The following is a 22,217-nucleotide window of genomic DNA, read 5'->3' on the forward strand; positions in this document are numbered from 1 at the left end:
ATGCGGGCTCGCACCTCAGGATGAGGAGCGCTGGCACAACGGCCCTCATCCTGAGGTGCGAGCCCGGACAGATGTCGAACGTCCTGGCACCGCCGCGGGAGGGCGAGCCTCGAAGGACGCACTGATAGCGCAACATTGAGATGACCCGCCCGTTCGCACCCGGCCAACGCATCCCGCCCGACCTGTTGCTGCGCGCCTATGCGTCGGGCGTCTTCCCGATGGCCGAGAACGCGGACGACCCGGAGATATTCTGGGTGCGGCCCGAGAGCCGGGGCATCATCCCGCTGGACGCCTTCCACGCGCCCAGGAGCCTCGTGAAGACGGCGCGGCGGGGCGACTTCGACATGCGTTTCGACACGGACTTTGAGGGTGTCATCGAAGGTTGCGCCGAAGCACGCGAGGGCCGCATGTCGACCTGGATAAACCAGCCGATACGCGAGGCTTATGCCGAACTCTTCGCGCGCGGCAACTGCCACACGGTCGAGGCCTGGCGCGAGGGACGGCTTGTCGGCGGGCTCTACGGGGTGACGCTCGGACGCGCCTTCTTCGGCGAAAGCATGTTCTCGCGTGAGACGGATGCCTCGAAAATCTGCCTCATGCATCTGGTGGAACGGCTGCGGGAGCGCGGCTTCGTTCTGCTGGACACCCAGTTCACCACCGAGCACCTGAAGCGCTTCGGCGCGATCGACGTGCCGCGTGCGAAATATGAAACGCTGCTCGAGGACGCTCTGGCCGGCGAGGCCCGCTTCAACGATTGACGGTCAGCTCTTGGCTTCTTCCGGCGCCGGCACGTCCGATTCCTGCTTGCAGGCCTTCAGCCATACGTCATAGACGGCGTGCTCCACGGCGTTGAGGCCGGGGCTTTCGGCGAACATCCAACCGGTGAAGATGCGCCTAATCTTGCGGTCGAGGGTGATCTCGTCGACCTCGACGAAGGAATCGGTCTTCGGTTCCTCGGTGTCAGGCGCCGAGTAGCAGACGCGGGGTGTCACCTGAAGCGCGCCGAACTGCACCGTCTCATCGACATAGACGTCGAAGGTAATGATGCGTCCGGTGATCTTGTCGACGCCGGTGAACTCGGCGACCGGATTGCTGACGCGTTCCGCCAGGGCAGGCCCGCTGGTTGCCAGCAGAGCGGCGGTTAGTCCGGTCAGCAGGATGCTACGCATCCTTGCCGGAAAGCGTTTGCGGCCATTCTCGATCATGCTGTCGTTGCCCATGCGGCGCGCGATCCGGTTTCGGGAAGAGGCCATTCGATATGAGAAGAATGTGGCGAGAAAAGTGCCCTCTCCCGCCGCACCCATTCAGGAACCCGGCGTCCAGGCGTCGTAGTCGCCGGTCACGCGCGGGCGCTCCTGCGCCGTGAGCACGGAGCCACGCGGACGGTAAGCGGCCGCGGAACCCGTCAGGTTCGGCTTGTGCCCCTTCTCCCACTCGCGCGGCTTGTAGTCTTCACTGCTCGGCGCGACATCGGTGCGGTGGTGCATCCAGCCATGCCAGCCGGACGGGATCGCCGAGGCTTCGGAATATCCGTTGTAGATGACCCAGCGGCGCGTGCGCCCCTCGGAATCCTTGCCGCCCTCGTAATAGGTGTTGCCGAGTTCGTCGGTGCCGACCTTGGTGCCGTGGCGCCATGTGTGGAAGCGCGTGCCGAGCGTCTGGCCGTTCCACCACGTAAAGAACTGCGTGAAAAAGGTCTTCATCGATTCCTCTGGCAGGATGCTTTGCCGTCCGCCGCTTATGGCGCTCATGCGGCCCGATGGCAAGCGCCACGAGGCCGCATCCGGTCAACTATGCCAGCCGTTGCGGGGGGAGGAACGCCAGCCTATGCGCTGGCGTTGCCCTTTTCCTTCTCGCGCTCGGCGTAGATGTAGAGCGGGCGCGCATTGCCGGAGACGACCTCATCGGAGATGACGACCTCCTGCACGCCTTCCAGCGCCGGAAGCTCGAACATGGTGTCGAGCAGGATGGCCTCCATGATCGAGCGGAGACCACGTGCGCCGGTCTTGCGTTCGATCGCCTTCTTCGCGATCGCCGAAAGCGCGCTCTCGTGGAAGGTGAGTTCCACGTTCTCCATCTCGAAAAGGCGCTGGTACTGCTTGACCAGTGCGTTCTTAGGCTCGGTCAGGATCTGGATCAGCGCCGGCTCGTCGAGGTCCTCGAGCGTCGCCAGCACCGGCAGACGGCCGACGAATTCGGGGATGAGACCGAATTTCAGCAGATCCTCGGGCTCTACCTGGCGGAACAGATCGCCGGTGCGGCGATCCTCCGGCGAGGCGACCGTCGCGCCGAAGCCGATCGAGGTTTTGCGGCCACGGTCGGAGATGATCTTGTCGAGGCCAGCGAAAGCGCCGCCGCAGATGAACAGGATGTTGGCCGTATCCACCTGCAGGAACTCCTGCTGGGGATGCTTGCGGCCGCCCTGCGGCGGAACCGAAGCAACGGTGCCTTCCATGATCTTCAGCAGTGCCTGCTGCACGCCCTCGCCCGACACGTCGCGCGTGATCGAAGGGTTGTCGGACTTGCGCGAAATCTTGTCGATCTCGTCGATGTAGACGATGCCGCGCTGAGCGCGCTCGACATTGTAGTCGGCCGACTGCAGGAGCTTCAGGATGATGTTCTCGACATCCTCGCCGACATAGCCCGCTTCCGTCAGCGTGGTCGCATCGGCCATCGTGAAGGGCACGTCGATGATGCGCGCCAGCGTCTGGGCCAGCAGCGTCTTGCCGCAGCCCGTCGGGCCGATCAGCAGGATATTCGACTTCGCCAGTTCGACGTCAGCGTTCTTGCCGGCATGCGCCAGCCGCTTGTAGTGGTTGTGGACGGCAACCGACAGCACGCGCTTGGCGTAGGGCTGGCCGATCACGTAGTCGTCGAGGACCGTTAGGATCTCCTGCGGGGTGGGTACACCCTCGCGCGACTTCACCATCGAGGATTTGTTCTCCTCGCGGATGATGTCCATGCACAGTTCGACGCATTCATCGCAGATGAAGACCGTCGGACCGGCGATCAGCTTGCGGACCTCATGCTGGCTTTTGCCGCAGAACGAGCAATACAGCGTGTTCTTCGAGTCGCCGCCGCCACCACCATTGCTGACCTTGCTCATGCTATCCAAACCCTTTCGGCTCTGTCCCGGCCGCGGCGCAACGCACCGTCCGCAGACACAACTCTATGACGGGAGCGCGTTCCCGCCAATGCCATTGGCTCAATCAAGCCGCTTCGTACTCGAGACAATCCGAAAACGGCGGCGACGGTACGCGAATCCCTTGGAAAAGCTAAGCCGCCGAAACTCAACATTGGCTTAACGTAGGATGCCACCTGCGCCGTGGGAACAGCAAATTGTGACCGAAATGGCGCAGAGCACGTCAAAAATGCGTCAGAGCCGTTCCCCATGCGCCGGATCAAGCGTCCGCCGGACCCTCGACAGCTTCGCGGCTGGAGATGACCTTGTCGATGAGGCCAAAATCCTTCGCCTCGTCGGCGGTCATGAAATGGTCGCGGTCGAGCGTCTTTTCGATCGTCTCGTAGTCCTTACCGGTGTGCTTGACATAGACCTCGTTGAGGCGCCGCTTCAGCTTGATGATGTCCTGCGCGTGGCGCTCGATATCCGAAGCTTGGCCTGAGAAGCCGCCGGAAGGCTGGTGCACCATGATGCGCGCATTCGGCGTCGCAAAACGCATGTCGGCATGGCCTGCCGTCAGCAGCAGCGAACCCATCGAAGCGGCCTGGCCGATGCACAGCGTGGAAACCGCGGGCTTGATGAACTGCATGGTGTCATAGATCGCCATGCCGCTCGTCACCACGCCGCCGGGCGAATTGATGTAGAGATTGATCTCTTTCTTCGGGTTCTCGGCTTCGAGGAACAGGAGCTGCGCGCAGACCAGCGTCGCCATGCCGTCCTCGACCGGACCGGTGATGAAGATGATGCGCTCCTTGAGAAGCCGCGAGAAGATGTCATAGGCCCGCTCGCCACGGTTGGTCTGCTCGACCACCATCGGAACGAGATTCATGTAGGTTTCGATCGGGTCTCTCATGGGTGTCCCTTTTCGGATGGAAATCGGCGCGTAGACGGCCGGAATCGAGGATTGGCGTTACTCGTTAGATAGGATGCCGGCTTTGCCTTGCGCAAGCCCGACGACTGACGAAGGTAAATGCCTCGAAAGCCGAACCCGGCATGTCGTTGCGTCACATATCCTCGGCCCGCAGCCAGCGAATCAGGTCTTGCGTATCCCCGTTCTCGACCGCGGCCGCCACACGGCGCCCGACGGCGGTGCCAAACTTGTAGCCGTGACCCGAGCAGGCAGAGACGACGAGGCAACGGCCTTTCCGCGTCGCGAAGAAGCGCTGGTCGTCGGTAAAGGTATAGGCGCAGGTCACGACATTGCTCACCGTGTACTCGTCCACACGCGCGATCGGCGGCGAAAACAGACGCAGGATCGCTTCGCCCTCCCCGTCTTCGGGCTCGCGTGCGGCACTGGCGTCGTCCTGCTGCCGCTTGTGAAGTCCCGAACCGAACTTGAGCCCGCCATCGCCGGAACGCGGGATGATGTAGCCGTCAGTGTCGCCGCCGACATCGAGAATCACCGGCGCTGCCTCCCATGCCTGCTTCAGATCGGTTGGCGGCTCCAGATAGGCGACGGCTGTGCGATAGGTCGTCAGCTCGGAGACGAGGTCGGGGAAGAGTTTGGTCACCCAGGCGCCCGCCGTGACCACGACCTGATCCGCCGTCAGGCTGTCGCCGTCCGCCAGCTTTACGCTGCCCGCCTCGCAGTCGACTGCGACGACTTGCATGTGCTCGCGCACATCCGCGCCGTTGGCACGCAGCCATTCCCCGATGCCGGCGGCAATGCGCCGGCAGTGCAGCGCGCCGCCCTCGGGCGAGTGGAACGCGTAACGGAAGCTCCCGGCTTCGAGAAACGGCCAGCGGCGTGCCGCTTCTTCGGCGGAGAACAGCTCGATCGGCCAGCCGCCCTTTTCCATTCCTTCGCGATAGAGGTCTGTATCATCGCCCGCCGCGCGCGATACGCAGAGGAAGCCCCGGGCGTCGTAATGGCTCTGCCCGAGATCGCTCCAGAGTGCGCCCCACGCATCATAGGCCTCGCTGATGGCCTTGCCGTATCCGCTCCCAGGTCCATAGGCGCGACGAATGATGCGGTGGTGGTCACCGGACGCCGCAAGCGGATTGGGGATAGGTCCCTGCTCCAGAAGGGTCACGGCATGTCCGCGCCGCGTCAGCTCCCACGCCGTCGAAAGCCCGGCGATGCCTGCGCCGACCACGATCGTTTTCATGTTTCCTGTCCCTCAGATACAGCCGCACCGGCAATTCCGTCGCAACCATAGGGACTGGCACATGCGAAGCAAGCCGCGCTAAGGAAGCGGCATGCAAAAGCCAGACTATGTCGATTTCGACCCAGCCAGCCGCTACGTCCGGCTTGACCCGCACGAGCCGGCATTCGTGCAGGATCCCTACCCCGCCTATGCCTTCTTCCACGCGCAATGCCCGGTCTTCTTCTGGGAGGACTTCGGCCTCTGGTGTCTGGCGAGCTACGAGGCGGTCAACCGCACCTTCCGCGACCGGCGCTTCGGCCGCGAGCGGCCGGGCGGCTACATGGCCAGCGTCGCTGCAAAGGGCGACCGCAGCCACCTCGCCGACTTCGACCGGGCCGAGGCAGGCTCGATGCTGGAACTCGAGCCGCCCGTCCACACGCGGCTGCGCACGCTGGTCAACCGCGCCTTCGTCTCCAGGCAGGTCGAGCGCCTGCGCCCGCGCGTCGAACGCCTCGCCCACGAACTCATCGACGGTTTTGAAGCCAACCGTGAGGCCGATCTCGTAGCCGCCTTCGCCACGCCGATACCGGCCACCATCATCGCCGAGATGATGGGCGTGCCGGCGGAGACGGGGCCGCAACTGGTGGCTTGGTCCAACGACATGGTGCGCATGTACATGCATGCGCCCACGCGCGCGATCGAAGAACAGGCAAATCGGTCTGCCGGGGACTTCGCCGCCTTCATCCGCCACCATGCCGAGGAGCGGCGGCGCAAGCCCGGCGACGACCTTCTGAGCGTGCTGACCGCAGCGCACGAAAGCGGCGAGAAGCTCTCGGAGGACGAACTGGTTTCCTCGGCGATCCTGCTGCTGAATGCCGGCCACGAGGCAACGGTGCATCAGACCGGCAACGCGATCCGCGCCCTGCTGTCGCTGGATGGTGGGGCCGCCGCGTTCCTCGGCAGCGATGAAGCCGTTGCCGCCGCGGTCGAGGAATGCCTGCGCTACGACGCGCCGCTGCACATGTTCACGCGCTATGCCTATGAGGAAATCGAGCTTGTGCCCGGGATCGCCCTCCAGCCCGGCGAGCAGGTCGCGCTACTGCTTGGCGCGGCCAACAACGACCCGGCAGCATTCGATGCTCCGCGCAGCTTCAATCCTTCAAGGCAGGACCAGAAGAACGTCTCGTTTGGCGCCGGCATCCACTTCTGCATCGGGGCACCGCTGGCGCGGCTCGAGATGCAGGCAGCGCTAAAGGTGCTGTTCGAGCGGCTGCCAAGCCTCAAAATCGCGGAAGAGCCGCAATATCGCGACATCTACCATTTTCACGGGCTGGAGCGGCTTGTCTGCCGCTGGTGACCGCCATTCCAGACGCCGAAACAAGGAAAGCACTGAGATTGCTCCCAGTGCCTCCCTGTTCAGATCAGACTCTCGATATGGTTACGCCTCGAAGAGACGAAGCCGCACCGAAACCTGTTTCTGACGGTGGTCTCGTGCTTGCGCATTCCCGAAGGAATTTGCCTGCCCGGACCGTTCTCTCACGCCCGAAAGGTCGTTCGAGACACCATCAAAGGACTTTCCCGGCCTTCATGGCAGCATCGGTCCGCCTGTAGCGTTCCAGACCGCCTTCAGCGGTTCCGCTGGACTTTCCGGGTTCGATCCGGCGACGGTTTTTACGCCGTTGCCTGTTCTCCGCCGGAGCGGTCCCAGTTGGACCCTTCAGCTTGTTCCCGCTGTCCGGGCGGGGCCGTTGGGCTCTGAGATGTCCTGAGGGTATGACGCAGCGGCATGCCGGGCAATGCGTGTGCGCCTGTGGAAAGCGTGGATATGGGGGATTACGTTGCGGAAAGGGCGATGTGCGCCGTCTATGCCCGGATCACATATTCCTTGCGAGTCGTTTCAACGACTTCCCACGTTCCCTTGAAGCCGGGCCTGAGGATGAAGCTGTCGCCGGCCTTCAGCGTGTGAGCCTCGCCGCCATCCTCGGTGACGATCGAGACGCCGGAGAGGATGTGGCAGAACTCCCACTCCTCGTACTCTATGCGCCACTTGCCCGGCGTCGCTTCCCAGATGCCCGCGTAGAGACCGCCATCGGCCTCCTCGACGTTCCAGGTCTTGAAACTGGGCGCGCCGGACACGATCCGGTCGGGGGCCGGAGCCCCCTCTTCCGGTTCCGCACCGGCGGTCGAGACCGCCAGGAAATGGCTGACATACATGGCGTTATGCCTTGGCGAGAGCCTGACCCAGATCGGCGATGATGTCGGCGACGTCCTCGATGCCCACGGAGAGGCGGATCACGTCGTTGCCGGCGCCGGCGGCCGTCTTCTGCTCGTCGCTGAGCTGGCGGTGGGTGGTGGATGCCGGATGGATGACGAGGGACTTGGTGTCGCCGATATTGGCAAGGTGGGAGAACAGCTCCACGCCCTCGACGACCTTCACGCCGGCTTCGAACCCGCCCTTGAGGCCGAAGGTAAAGACCGCGCCGGCACCGTTGGGCGAATATTTCTTCATCAGCGCGTGGTTCGGGTCCGACGGCAGGCCGGGATAGGATACCCAGGCGACCTTGTCGTGCTTCGTCAGCCATTCGGCAACCTTCAGCGCGTTGTCGCAATGGCGTTGCATGCGCAGCGGCAGCGTTTCAAGCCCGGTTGCGATCATGAAGGCGTTGAATGGCGAGATCGCCGGGCCGAAATCGCGCAGCCCCAGCACCCGGCAGGCGATGGCGAAGGCAAAATTACCGAAGGTCTCGTGCAACACCAGCCCGGCATATTCGGGCCGCGGCTCCGACAGCATTGGATAGTTGCCGGACTTCGACCAGTCGAACGTTCCACCGTCGACAATGATGCCGCCCATCGAATTGCCGTGGCCGCCGATGAACTTGGTCAGCGAGTGCACGACGATGTCGGCGCCGTGCTCGATCGGCCGCACCAGATATGGGCTTGCCATTGTGTTATCGACGATCAGCGGCAGGCCGTGCTTGCGCGCGACATCGCCGATCTTCTCGATGTCGACAAAGGTTCCGCCCGGATTGGCGAGGCTCTCGATGAAGATCGCGCGCGTGTTGCCGTCGATGTGCTTTTCAAAGCTCTGCGGATCCGCCGGGTCGGCCCAGCGCACCTCCCAGCCGAAATTCTTGAAGGCATGGCCGAACTGGTTGATCGAGCCGCCATAGAGCTTGTTTGCGGCGACGAAGTTGTCGCCCGGCCGCATCAGCGTATGGAAGACCAGAAGCTGCGCCGCATGGCCGGAAGCCGTGGCAACCGCCGCGGTGCCGCCCTCGAGCGCGGCGACGCGTTCCTCGAGCACCGCCTGAGTCGGGTTCATGATGCGGGTATAGATGTTGCCGAAGGCCTTCAGCCCGAACAGCGACGCGGCATGATCGACGTCGTCGAAGACGTAGGCCGTCGTCTGATAGATGGGCGTGGCGCGCGCGCCGGTCGCCGGGTCCGGCTGGGCTCCCGCGTGGATAGCAAGCGTGTTGAAGCCGGGCGTGCGCTGGGACATGAGTTCCTCCTGACAATTTACAAACCGGCCGCATTGATCGCAAAGCCTGCGAACAAAGGCAAAGACGATTTTTCCGTCTCAAGCGATCGCGGCGCAGATTCCGGGATGGAAAGCCCGGAAAAGGGAAATTCCTTTCCGCTTACCGCTGGCGGATGCCGAAGCTCTGAAAGCCTTGCCGCATAACCGGCTTCTTCGACGAGATGACGCGGCTGTTGACGCCGTTCCAGCCGATTTCGCCCGAAAGCCTGCCATATTCGATCTTAGGGCAGCGGTTCATCACCACCTTGATGCCGGCCTCTTCGGCCCGGGCTGCCGCTTCGTCGTGGCGCACGGTGAGCTGCATCCAGATGACCTTGGGCAACGGGTCGAGCGCCAGCACCTCGTCGACGATCGCCGGCACCGCCGCCGAGGCGCGGAAGATGTCTACCATGTCGATAGGCTCGGGCACGTCGGCCAGGCGCGCATAGGTCATCCGACCGAGGATTTCCTTGCCTGCATGGCCGGGATTGATCGGGAAGACCGTGTAGCCCTTGTCGATCAGGTACTTGGTGACGAAGAAGGACGGACGCACCTCATTGGCCGAGGCGCCCACCACGGCGATCGTCTTTGTTGTGTTGAGGATGTCGGCGATATAGGCGTTGTCGTAGGAATCGTGATTCATTCAGGCAGCGAAATTCGCCCTTCCTCGTCGATGGAAAAATCCGGATTGAAGGCAACCTCCCAGAGATTGCCCTCGGTGTCCTCGAAATAGCCCTGCACGCCGCCCCAGAAGGCGCGTCCAGCCTGCTTGAGGACGCGGCCGCCGGCCTTCTCGGCCCGCGTCAGCACGTCCAGCACATCTTCGGGCGTGCGGGTGTTGTAGGCCAGGGCAATGCCCGCGAACGGCTGCTCAGGCGGCTGGAACGGCGTTGCTTTTCCTTCCTGAACAGCGACACCTGGCGCGCTGCGGTACGGCAGGCCTGCATCCCGCGCCAGTTCTTCGCGCGGCCACAGCGCCAGGATTACGCCGCCCATCTGGAAGAACGCCACGCCTTCGGTGAATTTCTCGTGCCGCTCCAGCCCCATCGCCTCGTAAAAGGCGACGGCACGGTTGAGATCGGTGACGCCGAGCGTCACGATCGATATGCGCGGCTCCATTTTCACTCGCCGGTCCACTGCGGCTTGCGCTTCTCCACGAAGGCGCCGATGCCTTCTTCGGCGTCACGGGCGAGCATGTTCTCGACCATCACCTTGGCGGCGTAGTCATAGGCGTCGGCGAGGCCCATCTCGGCCTGTTCGTAGAACGCTTCCTTGCCGATCTTCAGTGTCAAAGGCGATTTGGAAGCAATGGTTTGAGCGTATTTCGTCACAACCTGATTCAGGTACTCGCGCGGAACCACGCGGTTGATAAGCCCGAATTCGCGGGCCGACGAGGCGTCGATCGTCTCGCCCGTCAGCAGCATCTCCATCGCATGCTTGCGCGAGACATTGCGCGACAGAGCCACCATCGGCGTCGAGCAGAAAAGGCCGATATTGACACCTGGCGTGGCGAAGGTCGCGTGGTCGGACGCGATCGCGAGGTCGCAGCTCGCTACGAGCTGGCAGCCGGCGGCCGTGGCCGTGCCGTCCACCTCGGCGATCACCGGCTTGGGCAGCCGCACGATCGCCTGCATGAGCTGGGCACAATCCTCCATCGTGCGCTGGTAGAACTCGCGTCCCCTGTCGGCGTCGGCGCGATGCGCGGTCAGTTCCTTCAAGTCGTGCCCGGCGCAGAACACCTTGCCGGCGGCGGCGATGATGACCACGCGCACCGCCTTGTCCTCGCGGGCGGCGTCAAGTTCGCTGCGCATTGCGGCGATCGTCGCCAGCGAAAGGGCGTTCGCCGGAGGGTTGGAGAGCGTCAGCCTCAGGATGCCGTCGGCGAATGCCGCCCGTACCGGCCCGTCCTGCTGCTCGTCCCTGCGCATCGCAACGACTTCCGCCATTTCATCCTCCATCATCGGTCGCGGGGCCGAGCCCGCACTTTGCTCGGGAAACTAGCACGGGGCGGGTTGAAGGAAAGCGGAGAAATGAGGAAAGTCCGGTTTGACGTTTACGCAAACGGAAGCCACGGGGAGGAGCCCGACGATGAACGCCATGAACCCGGTGATGACGGCGGATGAGGTCAACACCTTCCTCAAACAGGTCTACCCGCAGCTCAACGACGACTTTTCCGATTATCTCGCAACAGACGTCTTTCCTGGCGGCTGCACGGTGCGGCTCAATGCCGGGGAACGCCACCTGCGCCCCGGCAACACGGTTTCGGGCCCTTCCCTCTTCACGCTGGCCGACATCGGCGGCTATGTCTGCGTGCTCTCCCATGCAGGCCCGGATGCGCTGTCGGTTACGACCAACCTCAACATCAATTTCATGCGCAAGGCGGAAGCCGGACCAATCGACGGGCACTGCCGCATTCTCAAGCTCGGCCGCAGCCTGATGGTCTTCGACATCGCCATGACGACGGGGCCGGAAAAGCTGGTCGTCGCCCATGCTACGGGCACCTATTCGATCCCGCCGAAGCGCTGACGCCATCAACTATACGATTTTGGATACGGTATTATAATACCTTATTTATAACCGTTTGTTTTTGTTTGATTTTCTGACCCCGCCTACAAAAACATGCGCTTGACGGGTCTTTCGGCTGCGCCTATAAGCCACCGCGAAGGTCGCGGTCCGTCTACGGGCCGCTTCTTTCATGTTGGTCGGACGCCTTTGTCCAACCCAACACAAGCAACAAGAAACGCCTTTCCGTCCCGGACGGAAGGTCCGAACCGAAAGCAAAGACCATGACAACCTTTTCGCAGAAGCCTGCGGACGTGGTGAAGAAGTGGGTGCTGATCGACGCCGAGGGTCTCGTCGTCGGCCGTCTCGCCTCCATCGTCGCCAACCGTCTCCGCGGCAAGCACAAGCCAACCTTCACGCCTCACGTCGACGATGGCGACAACGTCATCATCATCAATGCCGACAAGGTGGTGCTGACCGGCAAGAAGTACACCGACAAGATGTATTACTGGCACACCGGCCATCCGGGCGGCATCAAGGAGCGCACCGCGCGCGACCTGCTCGAAGGCCGCTTCCCCGAGCGCGTGGTCGAGAAGGCCATTGAACGCATGATCCCGCGCGGCCCGCTCGGCCGTCGCCAGATGAAGAACCTGCGCGTCTATGCCGGCGCCGAGCATCCGCACGAGGCCCAACAGCCCGAGACGCTCGACGTCGCAGCGCTCAATCCCAAGAACAAGAGGGCCGCATAATGGCTGACCTTTCCACTCTCGCCGAGCAGCTCGGCCAGGCGACCGAGACGGCCGAGACGGCAGCGCCCGTACACGTCCAGAAGCTCGACGCCCACGGCCGCGCCTATGCGACCGGCAAGCGCAAGGACGCCATCGCGCGCGTCTGGGTGAAGCCGGGCACCGGCAAGATCGTCGTCAACGACAAGGAGTACGACAAGTACTTCGCCCGTCCGGTCCTGCAGATGATCCTGCAGCAGCCGATCGTCGCGACCAACCGCAATGGCCAGTACGATGTCATCGCCACGGTTGTCGGCGGCGGGCTGTCCGGCCAGGCCGGTGCCGTTCGTCACGGCATCTCCAAGGCGCTCACCTACTACGAGCCGACGCTGCGCGGCGTGCTCAAGAAGGGCGGCTTCCTGACCCGCGACAGCCGCACGGTCGAGCGAAAGAAGTACGGCAAGGCGAAGGCCCGCCGCTCGTTCCAGTTCTCGAAGCGCTAAGCCGCTCGATTATCGGACAGACGGAAAGCGGGCCTTCGGGCCCGCTTTTTTGTTGCCAGAACGTCGCATTCGGCCAATACCTTGCCGCGCCGGAGAGACTGGAGACGCATCAATGCCCTCGAATGCCATCGACCGCGCCTTTACCGCACGCAAATCCGTGGGGAGCGAGCCCGAGCCGACCTATGCCGGCGCACTGTCGTTCATGCGCCGCCGCTTCACCAAGGATGTGAAGGGTGCCGACGCCGTGGTGTGGGGCATCCCCTTCGACGCAGCGGTCTCCAATCGGCCGGGCGCGCGCTTCGGCCCGCAGGCGATCCGGCGCGCATCGGCGATCTTCGACGTCGACCCGCAATATCCGTTCGGCATCGACCTGTTCGAGGCGATGGCGGTGGTCGACTATGGCGACTGCCTGCTCGACTACGGCAATCACCAGAAGACGCCGGCGACAATCGAGCGCGAGGCGGCGAAGATCCTCAAGCACGCGGATTTCCTGCTGTCGCTGGGCGGCGACCATTTCGTCACATGGCCGCTCCTCAAGGCGCATGCCGCCAAGCACGGGCCGCTGGCGCTGGTGCAGTTCGACGCGCATCAGGACACATGGTTCGACGACGACAAGCGCATCGACCACGGCTCCTTCGTCGCGCGCGCCGTACGGGCGGGCATCATCGACCCTGCGCGGTCGATCCAGATCGGCATCCGCACCCACGCGCCGGAGGATTGCGGCATCAAGATCATCCACGGCTACGAGTTGGAGGACATGAAAGCGGCCGACGTCGCATATGCGATTCACGAGCGCACGGGCGGCAAGAAATCCTACGTCACCTTCGACATCGACTGTCTCGACCCCGCCTACGCGCCGGGAACGGGCACGCCGGTCGCAGGCGGCCCTTCCACCGCCAAGGCGCTTTCCATCCTGCGCCAGATGGGCGGCATCGACATCGTCGGTGCGGACGTCGTCGAGGTCGCGCCTGCCTATGACCATGCGGACGTGACGGCGATTGCCGGCGCGACCGTGGCCATGCACTATCTCGGCCTGCTGGCCGAGCGACACGCGCGACGATGAGAAACCGATTCAAGCGCTTGCCGGATTGATTCCGGACGCCAACACAACCATCTGTTTTTCCTGAACTTCGGAACACCGAGCCATGAAACCCAAAATCTTCATCGACGGCGAACACGGCACCACCGGCCTGCAGATCCGGCAGAGGCTCGCCGATCGCGATGACCTCGACATGCTGTCGATCCCCGAGGCCGAGCGGCGCAATCCGGCTCTGCGGCAGGAAATGCTGCATACGGCGGACATCGCGATCCTGTGCCTGCCGGACGATGCGGCGCGCGAATCCGTGTCGATGCTCGACGGCAACAATTCCACCCGCGTGATCGACACCTCCACCGCCAACCGCGTCAATCCCGACTGGGCCTACGGCTTTGCCGAGATGGATGCCGGGCAGAAGACGAAGATCGCCGAAGCACGCTTCGTGGCCAATCCGGGGTGCTATCCGACCGGTGCGATCGGGCTGATCCGCCCGATGCGGCAGGCGGGATTGCTGCCGGCCGACTATCCCGTCACCGTCAACGCCGTTTCCGGCTACACGGGCGGCGGCAAGCAGATGATAGCGCAGATGGAAAACGAGGACGCGGCCGACCACATAGCCGCGCCGCACTTCCTCTACGGGCTCACGCTCGGCCACAAGCACGTGCCCGAACTGCAGATGCACGGCCTGCTCGATCGCCGGCCGCTGTTTTCGCCGAGCGTCGGCCGCTTCGCGCAGGGCATGATCGTCCAGGTGCCGCTTCACCTTTCCGACATGACCGGCCAGCCCACTCTTTCCGACCTGCATGGGGCGCTTGCGGCGCACTATGCCGGGCAGGACATCGTAGAGGTCGTGCCGCTCGAAAAGAGCGGCAAGCTGGCGCGCATCGACCCGACCGAGCTCAACGATACGGATCGCATGAAGCTCTTCGTCTTCGGCACGGAAGGCGGTGGACAGGCCAATCTGGTCGCCGTGCTCGACAATCTCGGCAAGGGCGCGTCTGGTGCGGCCGTCCAGAACATGGACCTCATGCTCGGCAAGGCGGCCTGAGTGCTCCCTGCCCTCCCCGCCGGATGGGAGATCGATAGCCCCACACTCCTCTCCGACGGTATCGGTGGCCGCGTCTGGCGTGTCACGCTGACCGATGGACAGCCGGCTGCGCTGAAGCAGGCGAGCCTGCTCGCGCAGAAGGAAGTGCCCGGCGGCAACGACTACCTGCGCTGGCTCGACGGCGACGGGGCGGTGCGCCTCCTCAATGAGCATGGCGACCTGTCACTAATGGAATGGGCCGGCGAGCGGACACTGCTCGCGCATCTGGAAGACCATGGCGACGATGCGGCCACGGCAATCGCGGCCGATGTGGTCGCGCGGCTTCATGCGACGCGAGACTTGCCGGCCCCGCCCTCGCTGACGACGCTGACCGACAACTTCGCCAGCCTGTTCGCGAAGGCCGAGGAAGACCGCCGTGCGGGCAAGCGCAGCCAGTTTGTGGAGGTGGCGGACGTGGCCGCCCGGCTGCTGGCCAACCAGCGTGACGTACGCCCGCTTCATGGCGACATTCATCACGAGAACATTCTTTACGGCGCGCGCGGCTGGCTCGCCATCGATCCGAAGGGGGTGTTGGGCGACCCGGCCTTCGACATCGCCAACCTGTTCTACAACCCCGTCGAATCCGAACTTCGGACGAGCGAGGCGCGCGCCGTTTCAATGGCGACGATCCTTGCCGAAAGATTGCGCTGCGACATCGGCAAAGTGCTCGACTACGCCTTCGCGTTCCCGGCCCTTTCCGCCTCATGGCATCTGGAAGACGGGAATGACGAGGAAGCCGACCGCAGCCTCGCCGTTGGTCGCGCTGTCGACGCCGCGCGGCGGCAGGTCAGGTCCTGACGGCAATCTCCGTTTGGGGAGGATAGGCGCCTCTTGTGCCGCGCCAATGCGCGGCTGCAAAACCAAGCACGACGATCGCAAGGCCGTGATGCGTCAGCGCGGCATGCAGGTTCACGACCGACAATAGCGTGACGATGCCGATGACGGCCTGCAACGACACGAGCAGGAAAAGCACGATGGCGCGCCGCGCGTGCGTCGAGCCGGGCTCGGCCCGCCATGTGGCGACCGCGTGCCAGGCAGCGGCCGCAAACACGAGATACGCGCCCAGCCGATGCATGAACTGCACAGTCTTCGGGTTCTCGAAGAAATTCGCCCACAACGGCTGCATGGTCAGAAGCTGGTCCGGCCACAGCCTGCCGTCCATGAGCGGCCAGGTATTGAAAGTCATCCCGGCATGGAGCCCGGCGACCAGCGCTCCGAGATAGATCTGCAGGAACACCAGCACCAGCATCCAGCCGGCGAAGCGCTGCGTTTCCCGGCGCGCCGGCCCTGCCGAATGCGGCGCGAGCCCGCGCGCGATCAGCATGGTCGCAGCGAAGATCAGGCAGGCCAGCATCAGGTGCGTGGCGAGCCGGTACTGGCTGACGGAGACCCGTTCCGAAAGGCCCGAGGCCACCATCCACCAGCCGATGAAGCCTTGCAGGCCGCCGAGCGCCAGCAGTCCGAGCAGCCTGGGCTTCAGGCGGCTCTCCAGCCTACCTGTCAGCCAGAAGAAGGCGAGCGGGATCGCGACCAGGAAGCCGACACCCCGCGCGAGCAGCCTGTGTGCCCATTCCCACCAGAAGATGGTCTGGAATTCGCCAAGGCTCATGCCCTTGTTGATCTGCTCGTATTGCGGGATCTGCCGGTATTTGTCGAACTCTTCCTGCCATTCGGCTTCGTTGAGCGGCGGGATGACGCCGTGGATCGGCTTCCACTCGGTTATCGACAGGCCAGAGCCCGTGAGCCGAGTCGCCCCGCCGACGAGGAACAGCGCCAGCAGCACGACCAGAACGACGTAGAGCCAGACGCGCACATAAAGGCGGTTTCGCTGCTCGCGGTCTTTCGTCCGGAGCGGTTCGTCTGCGGAAAGCGCGTGGTCGGCCATACGGCTGGTCCTCAAGGGAATTTGGCGGTTGTGTCGTGGCTCATCGCCGTCTGCAAGGCAAGGAAGGCGTACGCGACACGCAGTCGCGCCTGCAAAGCCCACGCGACCAAAGCATTTGCGCCGCCCGGCCGATCGGACTATGTGATCGCGCAAAGGAAATGCCAATGCCCGTGCGCCTGAAGAAACTGATCGGAACCGTGCTGCTGGTGCTGCTGGTCGCCGTCTATGCGATCGTCGCCACGATCTTCGCCGTCGCGCAACTCGCCGAGTCCGGCCCGTTGGTCCACCTCGCCTACTTCTTCTTCACCGGGCTTTTGTGGGTGCTGCCGGCCATGCTCATCATCAAGTGGATGGTGAAGCCGCCGCGCGCAAAAGCCGGCCCGCAGCTTTAACCTAGACCGTTACCACCCGGCGCCCACGGTTGCTGAGCGGGGTCGTCAGACCGGACAGCAGCGTACGCACATAGCTCAGACGCTGGAAATTGCCATTGATCGAGATGCGCGGCAGCGCGTGCAGGTGATGCGCGTGTTCCTTATGCAAAACGCCGTGCCGCGTCGTCACCGCCGAGGCAAAGCCTGCTTCCCGCGCAAGCGCCACCTCACGTGCCCCCACGGCTCGTTCGTAGCCGTAGGGATAGGCGAAATGCGAAGGCCGCATGCCGGTCTCGGCCTCTATGCCGGCGGCCGAGGCGGACATTTCCCGTAGCGCCACCTGCTCCTCGAGCCGCCGCAGATTGTAGTGGTGCATCGTGTGCGCACCGATCGTTGCAAGCGGATGCGCCGAAAGTCCCCGGATTTCATCCCAATCCATAAAACGCCGGCCATCCGCGGTGCTTTCCGGCAGCGCGCCGATCTGCCGGAGAAAGTCCTGCTGTCCCGCCTCCGGCACATCGTTGGTCAGCCGCTCCATCAAAGAGCGGGCAACGGAAAGTTTGTCTGCGGGGTCCGCGCAAGCGAGCGCTGCCCCACCCTCGCCCTCAGGCAGATAGATCGCGTCAGAGCGGGCCACCTTCTCCTCCACGACCTCCCACCATGGTTCCACCGCGCCGCTGGTGAGGCCAGGGGCCACGTAGACGGTGAACGGCGCATCGTGCGCTTCGAAGACGGGCAGCGCATCGGTCAGATTGTCGAGCCAGCCATCGTCCAGCGTGATCGCGACGGCTCGCCGGCCACCCGCCGGCAGCCGCTCGAGCAACTCGTCGAGCGACACCAGCGCCAGCCCGCGCCGTTTCAGATCGGCGAGCAAACGGTCCAGAAAGTCGGGTTCGATCGACAGATGGCTGTTGAGCCCCAGTGGCGAGGTTGCATGCCTACGGACCCGATGAAGCATCAGGATCGCGCCGGCACCAGCCAGCAACGGCGTCGAAAGCGCCGCAAGGCCCGACCACCAGCCCGCGCCGAGCACCAGCTTTCGGGCTTTCTCGCGCGCGTCGATCATTGATTCACCTTTTCAGCCTAGTCTTCCCGCCCGCATGGCACATTTCGGCAGCGACATTCGATGTTGAGGCCACTCTAGGGCCGAAGGATTGCGGTATGGTTGACATCGGCGCGACGACAAGAGCAGCGGAAACGTCCCGAAGCGATGGGAAGGCAGCGCCAACGCGCGCTGGTTTCAGCGTCGACGTGCGCTCGGCAAACGAAGCCGCGCTTTCCGACTACGAAGCCTTCTGCGCGAGCGCTGTTCACGCACAGGCTCAGCATCCGCTCTGGGTGCGATCCTGGATCGATGCCACGGGCGCCGATGCTCTGATTGCAACGGTGAGCCGCGACGGCAGGCCTGCGATTTCGCTAGCGCTGGAAGTTGTCCGCGCCGGCGGCTTCGGCATCGCGCGCTTCATCGGCGGTAGTCATGCCAACGGCAATTTCGCCGCAGTGGCACCCATGGCCACGCACCCCCTGACGGACTCGGAGGCGCAGGCGCTGTCCGATGCCCTGCACGCAGCCCGGCCCGACATCGACCTCGTCCTGCTCGAGCGGCAGAACCCGCGATGGGAAGGCCGCGCGAACCCGCTGCAACGCCTTGCCACGGTCGAAAGCCCCAACGTCTCGCTGGCCGTCGATCTATCGGGCGGCTTCGACGAAATGCTTTCGCGCCACAACGGCAAGCGCAAGCGCAAGAAGTTCCGGCTTCAGCTCCGACGCTTCGAAGAAGCGGGCGGCCATCGGCTTATCGAGGCGCGCACCGTCGAGGATGTCGATCACCTGATGACCGCATTTTTCGAGCTGAAGGCCGCGCGCTTCGGCAAGCAGGGCATAACCAATGTCTTCGAGCCCGCCGACGTGCAGGCATTCTTCCGCAAGCTGTTTACCGATGCGGTTCGCCAACCGGCCCCACCCTTCATCCTGACAGGCATCGAAGTCGCCGGCGTGCTCCGCGGCATCCACGGCATGAGCGTGGTTGCAGACGGTGTCGTTTGCGAGTTCAGTGCCATGCTGGAAGACGAGTTGCAGATCAGCCCCGGCTTCTTCCTCGACTACACCGCGATGGAAGAAGCCTGCGCCAAGGGCATGAAGTTCTTCGATTTCAGCGTCGGCGACGAGGATTACAAAAGAAGCTGGTGCGATCTCGAAACCCGTCAGTTCGACACCCTGATGCCGCTGACCGCGAAGGGGCGAATGCTGCGCGGCTGGAAGATGGCGCGCAGCCGGGCGGTGCGCGCGGTCAAGTCCAATGCGACCCTCTGGGCGCTAACGAAGCGTCTGCGTGCCGGCGTGGCGGGCGGCGCGAAGCCGGCCGCATCCGACGACTGACCCTTACGCGGCCGAGCGGCCTTCCGGCGCCGGCGGCAGGATATGCCCGACCGGCGTCACCATGTGGACATGCTCGTAGCCATTGGCGGCCAGGTCGGCCGCAATGTCGGCTACCGCCTCATCCTCGGGCTCTATGACGCTGACCAGCACCTCGGCACCGTCGTCCACGACACGGCTGATGCCGTGCGCGTCTGTCGGGCCGCATTCGACCACGACCATGTCGTAGGCCGTCGTCAGCGAAGCCATGATGATCGGTAGCCGGTCGGCGGCGCGCATCGCCTTTTCCGCATCGGCGGTGCCGACTGGAATGACATGGCAATCCGAATAGAGATCGCCGCGGATGACGTCGGCGAACTGTGCCTCCGAAGCCAGCAGATTGGTGATACCCGGATAACGGCTGCTCTCAAGCATCGAGGACGATGCAGCACCCGACACGGTCAGATCGAGGAACAGGACACGTAGGCCAGCATCACAGACTGCGCGCGCGACCATCACCGACGTTGCCGCCGCCTCGTCACCCTCGGGTGAGACGAAGATCGCGCGCACCGCACCGCTCGCAACGAGGCGATCGGCTGCCGCGTCGATCGACAGTTCATCATCCGGGCGCTCGGCCCTTGCCTCCTCGATCGCGTCCTCGCCCTCGACCGCTTCGGCCGTTTCGGCTTCCGCCTCGTCCGAAAGTTCAGGTTCGACAATCGGCATGACCACCTGCTCGACAGGCTCGAACGAACCCGTCGCTGGACGCATCGCACGGCCGCTGAACAGCTCACGCAGCATCAGCACCACCGCCACGACCAGCATCGTCGCCACGAATGCCGCGATCATGATCGGCAGCGGCTTGGGGAAGTAGGCCTTGAAGGGCGGCGTGGCGCGCGAGAAAATACGCGCATCTGCCGGCAAATAGTTGCGGTCCGCGCGTGACGCGGCTTCGCGGTACCGAGTTAGATATGACTCAAGCAGGGCCCGCTGCGCCGTCGCCTCGCGCTCCAGCGCGCGCAGTTCCACTTCGTCCTCGCCAGCCCGGGCCGACTCCGCCTTCAGCGTGTTCAGATCCGCAATAAGCTGCTGCTCGCGGGCCTGCGCGGTCGAAACCTCCGTTTCGAGACTTGCCAGAACCTTCTGCACTTCCTGGCGAAGCTGCTGGTCGGTCTCGGCAAGCTGCGCGTTGAGCGCGCGGATACGCGGATGATTGTTCAGCAGGGAGGCGGAAAGGTTGGCAAGGTCCGCCTCGATCTGCACCTGGCGCTCGCGAAGCCGCTGCACCAGCGGAGCGTTGAGCACGTCGGCAACGGTATCGACGCGTTCCCCGGAATCGAGCGCGGCGCGAATGGCGCTGGCGCGGCCCTCGGCGGCAGACCGGTTCGCGCGAACGCGGCTCAGCTCCGTCGACAGCTCCGAAAGCTGCTGCGTGGCGAGCAGCGAATTGCCCTGGCCCACGACCATCAGATCGGCCGTCGCACGATAATCGGCCACGCGCGCTTCAGCTTCTCTCACGCGCTGCCGCAGATCGGCAATCTCCGGCTCCAGCCAGTCGGTCGCTTCCGAGTTGGATGCCCGCTTGGCAGCCTCCTGGACAGCAATATAGGCGTCGGCGATCGCATTGGGTACGGCCGCGGCCAGCTTGGGGTCTTCCGAGGAGAACTGAACGACGATGACGCGCGACCGCTCGACGCGATAGACGACGAGCTTCTCGTTCATGGCCTGCAGCACGCGCTCCTCGGTCGGCGCCTGCGAAGCGTCGCTGCGCAGACCAACAAGCACCAGAAGATTACCGAGCGTCGAACGTTGCCCCGTGCCGCCGAATTCTTCGAGACTTGCAAGGTCGAGCTTGCGCGCCACGTCGCGCAGGATGTCCGCGGACGAAATCACCTCGACCTGGCTGGCAATCCCCTCCTCGTCGAGAAGCGGACGGTCAGCGTCGGCATTGCCGGTGCTGGGTCGCGTGTAAACGGATTCCCTGCTCTCGATGAGTATTCGCGTCTCGGCGCGGTAAAGCGGGGTTGCCATGGACATCAGCAGGAAAGCGCCGGCCGCGACCACAACGGCGACCACGAGAATGCGCAACCAGTTGCGCAGCAGGCTGCCGAACAGCTGGGCCAGATCCACATCGACGTCGCTGACGGCCGGTCGTACTTCAGACATTTACCTCAACCCCGGTTACGCGTTTGGCAGCATGGTAAAGACGCATGGTAACCGGCGAGTTAAGCGTGCGGTAACGGTCCATTCTTCTTTGCTAATGGACCGTTAATTCAACCCGCCACATTCACCGAAAAGCTCATCCGCTTTACCGGCCATTAACCTTAACGAGACGATAAATGCCTCGTTCGATCCACGGCCGCGGCTCATCGCGGCATCAGGAAGGTCGTCAGCAGGTCATGAAAAGTCATCTCGCAGCCGCGATAGCCATTTCGATATTTCTAGCGGGATGTTCCGGCTACCGCCCTGCCCCCGCAGCGTTCCACGAAGCGATCAACGAGCCCTATATCGTCGATGCGGGCGACCGGATCCGCGTGACGGTCTTCGAGCAGGAAACGCTGACCAACACCTATGCCGTCGACCAGTCGGGCTATATCGCCTTTCCGCTTGTCGGCGCGATCGCTGCCCGCGGCTACACCGTCCAGCAGATCGAGGGCCAGATCGCGCAGAAGCTACGCAACGGATATCTGCGCGATCCCGACGTGTCCGTCGAAGTCGATCGCTACCGCCCGGTCTTCGTGATGGGTGAAGTGGGTGCGGCCGGCCAGTATTCCTACGTGCCCGGTATGACAGTGCACAAGGCGGTGGCGGCTGCCGGCGGCTACACGCCGCGCGCCAACCAGAACAATGTCGACATAACCCGCGACATCAACGGCAAGGTCATGACAGGACGCGTTACGACCTCCGACCCGCTGATGCCGGGTGACACGATCTACGTACGCGAACGCTTCTTCTAGGCCGGGAA

General features: G+C 63.9%; 24 protein-coding genes. 11 read left to right on the plus strand and 13 right to left on the minus strand.

Going from position 1 to position 22,217, the window contains the following annotated elements; all coding sequences use genetic code 11:
• Window positions 1-140 precede the first annotated feature (140 nt).
• Entirely contained in the window at window positions 141-758 is a 618-nt protein-coding gene (gene aat / locus V1479_RS22840) for a leucyl/phenylalanyl-tRNA--protein transferase (protein ID WP_368804892.1), read from the plus strand.
• A 3-nt stretch (window positions 759-761) separates the two neighbouring features.
• Here aat and V1479_RS22845 read toward each other — a convergent pair whose 3' ends face one another.
• The 5 genes from V1479_RS22845 to V1479_RS22865 form a co-directional block, all read right to left on the minus strand.
• The gene (locus V1479_RS22845; protein WP_368804955.1) at window positions 762-1,169 is read right to left on the minus strand and encodes a DUF2155 domain-containing protein; all 408 of its coding nucleotides are present in this window, start codon (window positions 1,167-1,169) and stop codon (window positions 762-764) included.
• 135 nt (window positions 1,170-1,304) lie between these two features.
• On the minus strand, window positions 1,305-1,703 hold the full coding sequence (locus V1479_RS22850; protein ID WP_368804893.1) for an NADH:ubiquinone oxidoreductase subunit NDUFA12: 399 nt from the start codon (window positions 1,701-1,703) through the stop codon (window positions 1,305-1,307).
• Between the two features lie 122 nt (window positions 1,704-1,825).
• On the minus strand, window positions 1,826-3,106 hold the full coding sequence (gene clpX / locus V1479_RS22855) for an ATP-dependent Clp protease ATP-binding subunit ClpX (protein WP_173190849.1): 1,281 nt from the start codon (window positions 3,104-3,106) through the stop codon (window positions 1,826-1,828).
• A 295-nt stretch (window positions 3,107-3,401) separates the two neighbouring features.
• Window positions 3,402-4,034, minus strand: coding sequence for an ATP-dependent Clp protease proteolytic subunit (locus tag V1479_RS22860; protein ID WP_173190847.1), 633 nt, complete (start codon window positions 4,032-4,034; stop codon window positions 3,402-3,404).
• A gap of 151 nt (window positions 4,035-4,185) precedes the next feature.
• On the minus strand, window positions 4,186-5,289 hold the full coding sequence (locus V1479_RS22865) for an NAD(P)/FAD-dependent oxidoreductase (RefSeq protein WP_368804894.1): 1,104 nt from the start codon (window positions 5,287-5,289) through the stop codon (window positions 4,186-4,188).
• A gap of 91 nt (window positions 5,290-5,380) precedes the next feature.
• Between V1479_RS22865 and V1479_RS22870 the strand changes: the two genes are divergently transcribed.
• Window positions 5,381-6,625, plus strand: coding sequence for a cytochrome P450 (locus V1479_RS22870; RefSeq protein WP_368804895.1), 1,245 nt, complete (start codon window positions 5,381-5,383; stop codon window positions 6,623-6,625).
• Between the two features lie 506 nt (window positions 6,626-7,131).
• On the opposite strand, the gene V1479_RS22875 is transcribed toward V1479_RS22870, so the two are convergent.
• The 5 genes from V1479_RS22875 to V1479_RS22895 form a co-directional block, all read right to left on the minus strand.
• On the minus strand, window positions 7,132-7,482 hold the full coding sequence (locus V1479_RS22875; RefSeq protein WP_368804896.1) for a cupin domain-containing protein: 351 nt from the start codon (window positions 7,480-7,482) through the stop codon (window positions 7,132-7,134).
• Between the two features lie 4 nt (window positions 7,483-7,486).
• Complete coding sequence (locus V1479_RS22880) at window positions 7,487-8,770, minus strand: O-acetylhomoserine aminocarboxypropyltransferase (RefSeq protein ID WP_368804897.1); 1,284 nt, start codon at window positions 8,768-8,770, stop codon at window positions 7,487-7,489.
• Between the two features lie 139 nt (window positions 8,771-8,909).
• Window positions 8,910-9,431, minus strand: a complete 522-nt coding sequence (locus V1479_RS22885; RefSeq protein WP_368804898.1) for a CoA-binding protein — start codon at window positions 9,429-9,431, stop codon at window positions 8,910-8,912.
• Window positions 9,428-9,907 (minus strand): VOC family protein, encoded by a 480-nt coding sequence (locus V1479_RS22890; protein ID WP_368804899.1) that lies wholly within the window; start codon window positions 9,905-9,907, stop codon window positions 9,428-9,430. The genes V1479_RS22885 and V1479_RS22890 overlap by 4 nt, the downstream gene beginning before the upstream one ends.
• 2 nt (window positions 9,908-9,909) lie before the next feature.
• Window positions 9,910-10,734, minus strand: a complete 825-nt coding sequence (locus V1479_RS22895) for an enoyl-CoA hydratase (protein WP_173190838.1) — start codon at window positions 10,732-10,734, stop codon at window positions 9,910-9,912.
• Window positions 10,735-10,876: 142 nt separating this feature from the next.
• Here V1479_RS22895 and V1479_RS22900 point away from each other — a divergent pair, with 142 nt between their 5' ends.
• From V1479_RS22900 to V1479_RS22925, 6 genes are all read left to right on the plus strand, one after another.
• The gene (locus V1479_RS22900; RefSeq protein WP_039710419.1) at window positions 10,877-11,314 is read left to right on the plus strand and encodes a PaaI family thioesterase; all 438 of its coding nucleotides are present in this window, start codon (window positions 10,877-10,879) and stop codon (window positions 11,312-11,314) included.
• 260 nt (window positions 11,315-11,574) lie between these two features.
• On the plus strand, window positions 11,575-12,039 hold the full coding sequence (gene rplM / locus V1479_RS22905; RefSeq protein WP_173190836.1) for a 50S ribosomal protein L13: 465 nt from the start codon (window positions 11,575-11,577) through the stop codon (window positions 12,037-12,039).
• A complete protein-coding gene (rpsI, locus tag V1479_RS22910; protein ID WP_368804900.1) occupies window positions 12,039-12,518 on the plus strand; it encodes a 30S ribosomal protein S9 in 480 nt (159 codons plus the stop codon). Before rplM ends, rpsI begins: the two co-directional genes overlap by 1 nt.
• Before the next feature lie 112 nt (window positions 12,519-12,630).
• Window positions 12,631-13,581 (plus strand): agmatinase, encoded by a 951-nt coding sequence (speB, locus tag V1479_RS22915; protein ID WP_368804901.1) that lies wholly within the window; start codon window positions 12,631-12,633, stop codon window positions 13,579-13,581.
• A gap of 82 nt (window positions 13,582-13,663) precedes the next feature.
• Window positions 13,664-14,602, plus strand: coding sequence for an N-acetyl-gamma-glutamyl-phosphate reductase (argC, locus tag V1479_RS22920; protein WP_368804902.1), 939 nt, complete (start codon window positions 13,664-13,666; stop codon window positions 14,600-14,602).
• Window positions 14,603-15,439, plus strand: a complete 837-nt coding sequence (locus V1479_RS22925) for an aminoglycoside phosphotransferase family protein (protein WP_368804903.1) — start codon at window positions 14,603-14,605, stop codon at window positions 15,437-15,439.
• Here V1479_RS22925 and V1479_RS22930 read toward each other — a convergent pair.
• On the minus strand, window positions 15,429-16,526 hold the full coding sequence (locus tag V1479_RS22930; protein WP_368804904.1) for a COX15/CtaA family protein: 1,098 nt from the start codon (window positions 16,524-16,526) through the stop codon (window positions 15,429-15,431). The two genes, V1479_RS22925 and V1479_RS22930, sit on opposite strands and share 11 nt — an antisense overlap.
• A gap of 164 nt (window positions 16,527-16,690) precedes the next feature.
• Here V1479_RS22930 and V1479_RS22935 point away from each other — a divergent pair, with 164 nt between their 5' ends.
• Window positions 16,691-16,918, plus strand: coding sequence for a DUF2842 domain-containing protein (locus V1479_RS22935; protein ID WP_173190825.1), 228 nt, complete (start codon window positions 16,691-16,693; stop codon window positions 16,916-16,918).
• Between the two features lies 1 nt (window position 16,919).
• Here the strand turns inward: V1479_RS22935 and V1479_RS22940 are convergent, their stop codons facing one another.
• A complete protein-coding gene (locus V1479_RS22940) occupies window positions 16,920-17,963 on the minus strand; it encodes a polysaccharide deacetylase family protein (RefSeq protein WP_368804905.1) in 1,044 nt (347 codons plus the stop codon).
• A 95-nt stretch (window positions 17,964-18,058) separates the two neighbouring features.
• On the opposite strand from V1479_RS22940, the gene V1479_RS22945 reads away from it, so the two are divergent.
• Window positions 18,059-19,276: a GNAT family N-acetyltransferase gene (locus V1479_RS22945; protein WP_368804906.1), complete on the plus strand. Its 1,218-nt coding sequence runs from the start codon at window positions 18,059-18,061 to the stop codon at window positions 19,274-19,276.
• Window positions 19,277-19,279: 3 nt separating this feature from the next.
• Here the strand turns inward: V1479_RS22945 and V1479_RS22950 are convergent, their stop codons facing one another.
• The gene (locus V1479_RS22950) at window positions 19,280-21,418 is read right to left on the minus strand and encodes a GumC family protein (protein WP_368804907.1); all 2,139 of its coding nucleotides are present in this window, start codon (window positions 21,416-21,418) and stop codon (window positions 19,280-19,282) included.
• 233 nt (window positions 21,419-21,651) lie between these two features.
• Here V1479_RS22950 and V1479_RS22955 point away from each other — a divergent pair, with 233 nt between their 5' ends.
• Window positions 21,652-22,209, plus strand: coding sequence for a polysaccharide biosynthesis/export family protein (locus V1479_RS22955; protein WP_368804956.1), 558 nt, complete (start codon window positions 21,652-21,654; stop codon window positions 22,207-22,209).
• The last annotated feature ends 8 nt before the right edge of the window (window positions 22,210-22,217 follow it).

This window comes from Neoaquamicrobium sediminum (assembly GCF_040970315.1).
Taxonomy (GTDB): domain Bacteria; phylum Pseudomonadota; class Alphaproteobacteria; order Rhizobiales; family Rhizobiaceae; genus Aerobium; species Aerobium sediminum.

What these genes read in the sequence shown, in the direction of transcription:
- V1479_RS22900 (WP_039710419.1), top strand. Translation starts at nt 10,877, where the DNA reads ATGAACGCCATGAACCCGGTGATGACGGCGGATGAGGTCAACACCTTC.
- V1479_RS22945 (WP_368804906.1), top strand. Translation starts at nt 18,059, where the DNA reads ATGGTTGACATCGGCGCGACGACAAGAGCAGCGGAAACGTCCCGAAGC.
- argC (WP_368804902.1), top strand. Translation starts at nt 13,664, where the DNA reads ATGAAACCCAAAATCTTCATCGACGGCGAACACGGCACCACCGGCCTG.
- V1479_RS22935 (WP_173190825.1), top strand. Translation starts at nt 16,691, where the DNA reads ATGCCCGTGCGCCTGAAGAAACTGATCGGAACCGTGCTGCTGGTGCTG.
- V1479_RS22885 (WP_368804898.1), bottom strand. Translation starts at nt 9,431, where the DNA reads ATGAATCACGATTCCTACGACAACGCCTATATCGCCGACATCCTCAAC.
- V1479_RS22865 (WP_368804894.1), bottom strand. Translation starts at nt 5,289, where the DNA reads ATGAAAACGATCGTGGTCGGCGCAGGCATCGCCGGGCTTTCGACGGCG.
- V1479_RS22955 (WP_368804956.1), top strand. Translation starts at nt 21,652, where the DNA reads ATGAAAAGTCATCTCGCAGCCGCGATAGCCATTTCGATATTTCTAGCG.
- aat (WP_368804892.1), top strand. Translation starts at nt 141, where the DNA reads ATGACCCGCCCGTTCGCACCCGGCCAACGCATCCCGCCCGACCTGTTG.
- V1479_RS22940 (WP_368804905.1), bottom strand. Translation starts at nt 17,963, where the DNA reads ATGATCGACGCGCGCGAGAAAGCCCGAAAGCTGGTGCTCGGCGCGGGC.
- clpX (WP_173190849.1), bottom strand. Translation starts at nt 3,106, where the DNA reads ATGAGCAAGGTCAGCAATGGTGGTGGCGGCGGCGACTCGAAGAACACG.
- V1479_RS22875 (WP_368804896.1), bottom strand. Translation starts at nt 7,482, where the DNA reads ATGTATGTCAGCCATTTCCTGGCGGTCTCGACCGCCGGTGCGGAACCG.
- V1479_RS22850 (WP_368804893.1), bottom strand. Translation starts at nt 1,703, where the DNA reads ATGAAGACCTTTTTCACGCAGTTCTTTACGTGGTGGAACGGCCAGACG.
- V1479_RS22950 (WP_368804907.1), bottom strand. Translation starts at nt 21,418, where the DNA reads ATGTCTGAAGTACGACCGGCCGTCAGCGACGTCGATGTGGATCTGGCC.
- rplM (WP_173190836.1), top strand. Translation starts at nt 11,575, where the DNA reads ATGACAACCTTTTCGCAGAAGCCTGCGGACGTGGTGAAGAAGTGGGTG.
- V1479_RS22880 (WP_368804897.1), bottom strand. Translation starts at nt 8,770, where the DNA reads ATGTCCCAGCGCACGCCCGGCTTCAACACGCTTGCTATCCACGCGGGA.
- V1479_RS22930 (WP_368804904.1), bottom strand. Translation starts at nt 16,526, where the DNA reads ATGGCCGACCACGCGCTTTCCGCAGACGAACCGCTCCGGACGAAAGAC.
- V1479_RS22890 (WP_368804899.1), bottom strand. Translation starts at nt 9,907, where the DNA reads ATGGAGCCGCGCATATCGATCGTGACGCTCGGCGTCACCGATCTCAAC.
- speB (WP_368804901.1), top strand. Translation starts at nt 12,631, where the DNA reads ATGCCCTCGAATGCCATCGACCGCGCCTTTACCGCACGCAAATCCGTG.
- V1479_RS22895 (WP_173190838.1), bottom strand. Translation starts at nt 10,734, where the DNA reads ATGGCGGAAGTCGTTGCGATGCGCAGGGACGAGCAGCAGGACGGGCCG.
- V1479_RS22870 (WP_368804895.1), top strand. Translation starts at nt 5,381, where the DNA reads ATGCAAAAGCCAGACTATGTCGATTTCGACCCAGCCAGCCGCTACGTC.
- rpsI (WP_368804900.1), top strand. Translation starts at nt 12,039, where the DNA reads ATGGCTGACCTTTCCACTCTCGCCGAGCAGCTCGGCCAGGCGACCGAG.
- V1479_RS22845 (WP_368804955.1), bottom strand. Translation starts at nt 1,169, where the DNA reads ATGCGTAGCATCCTGCTGACCGGACTAACCGCCGCTCTGCTGGCAACC.
- V1479_RS22860 (WP_173190847.1), bottom strand. Translation starts at nt 4,034, where the DNA reads ATGAGAGACCCGATCGAAACCTACATGAATCTCGTTCCGATGGTGGTC.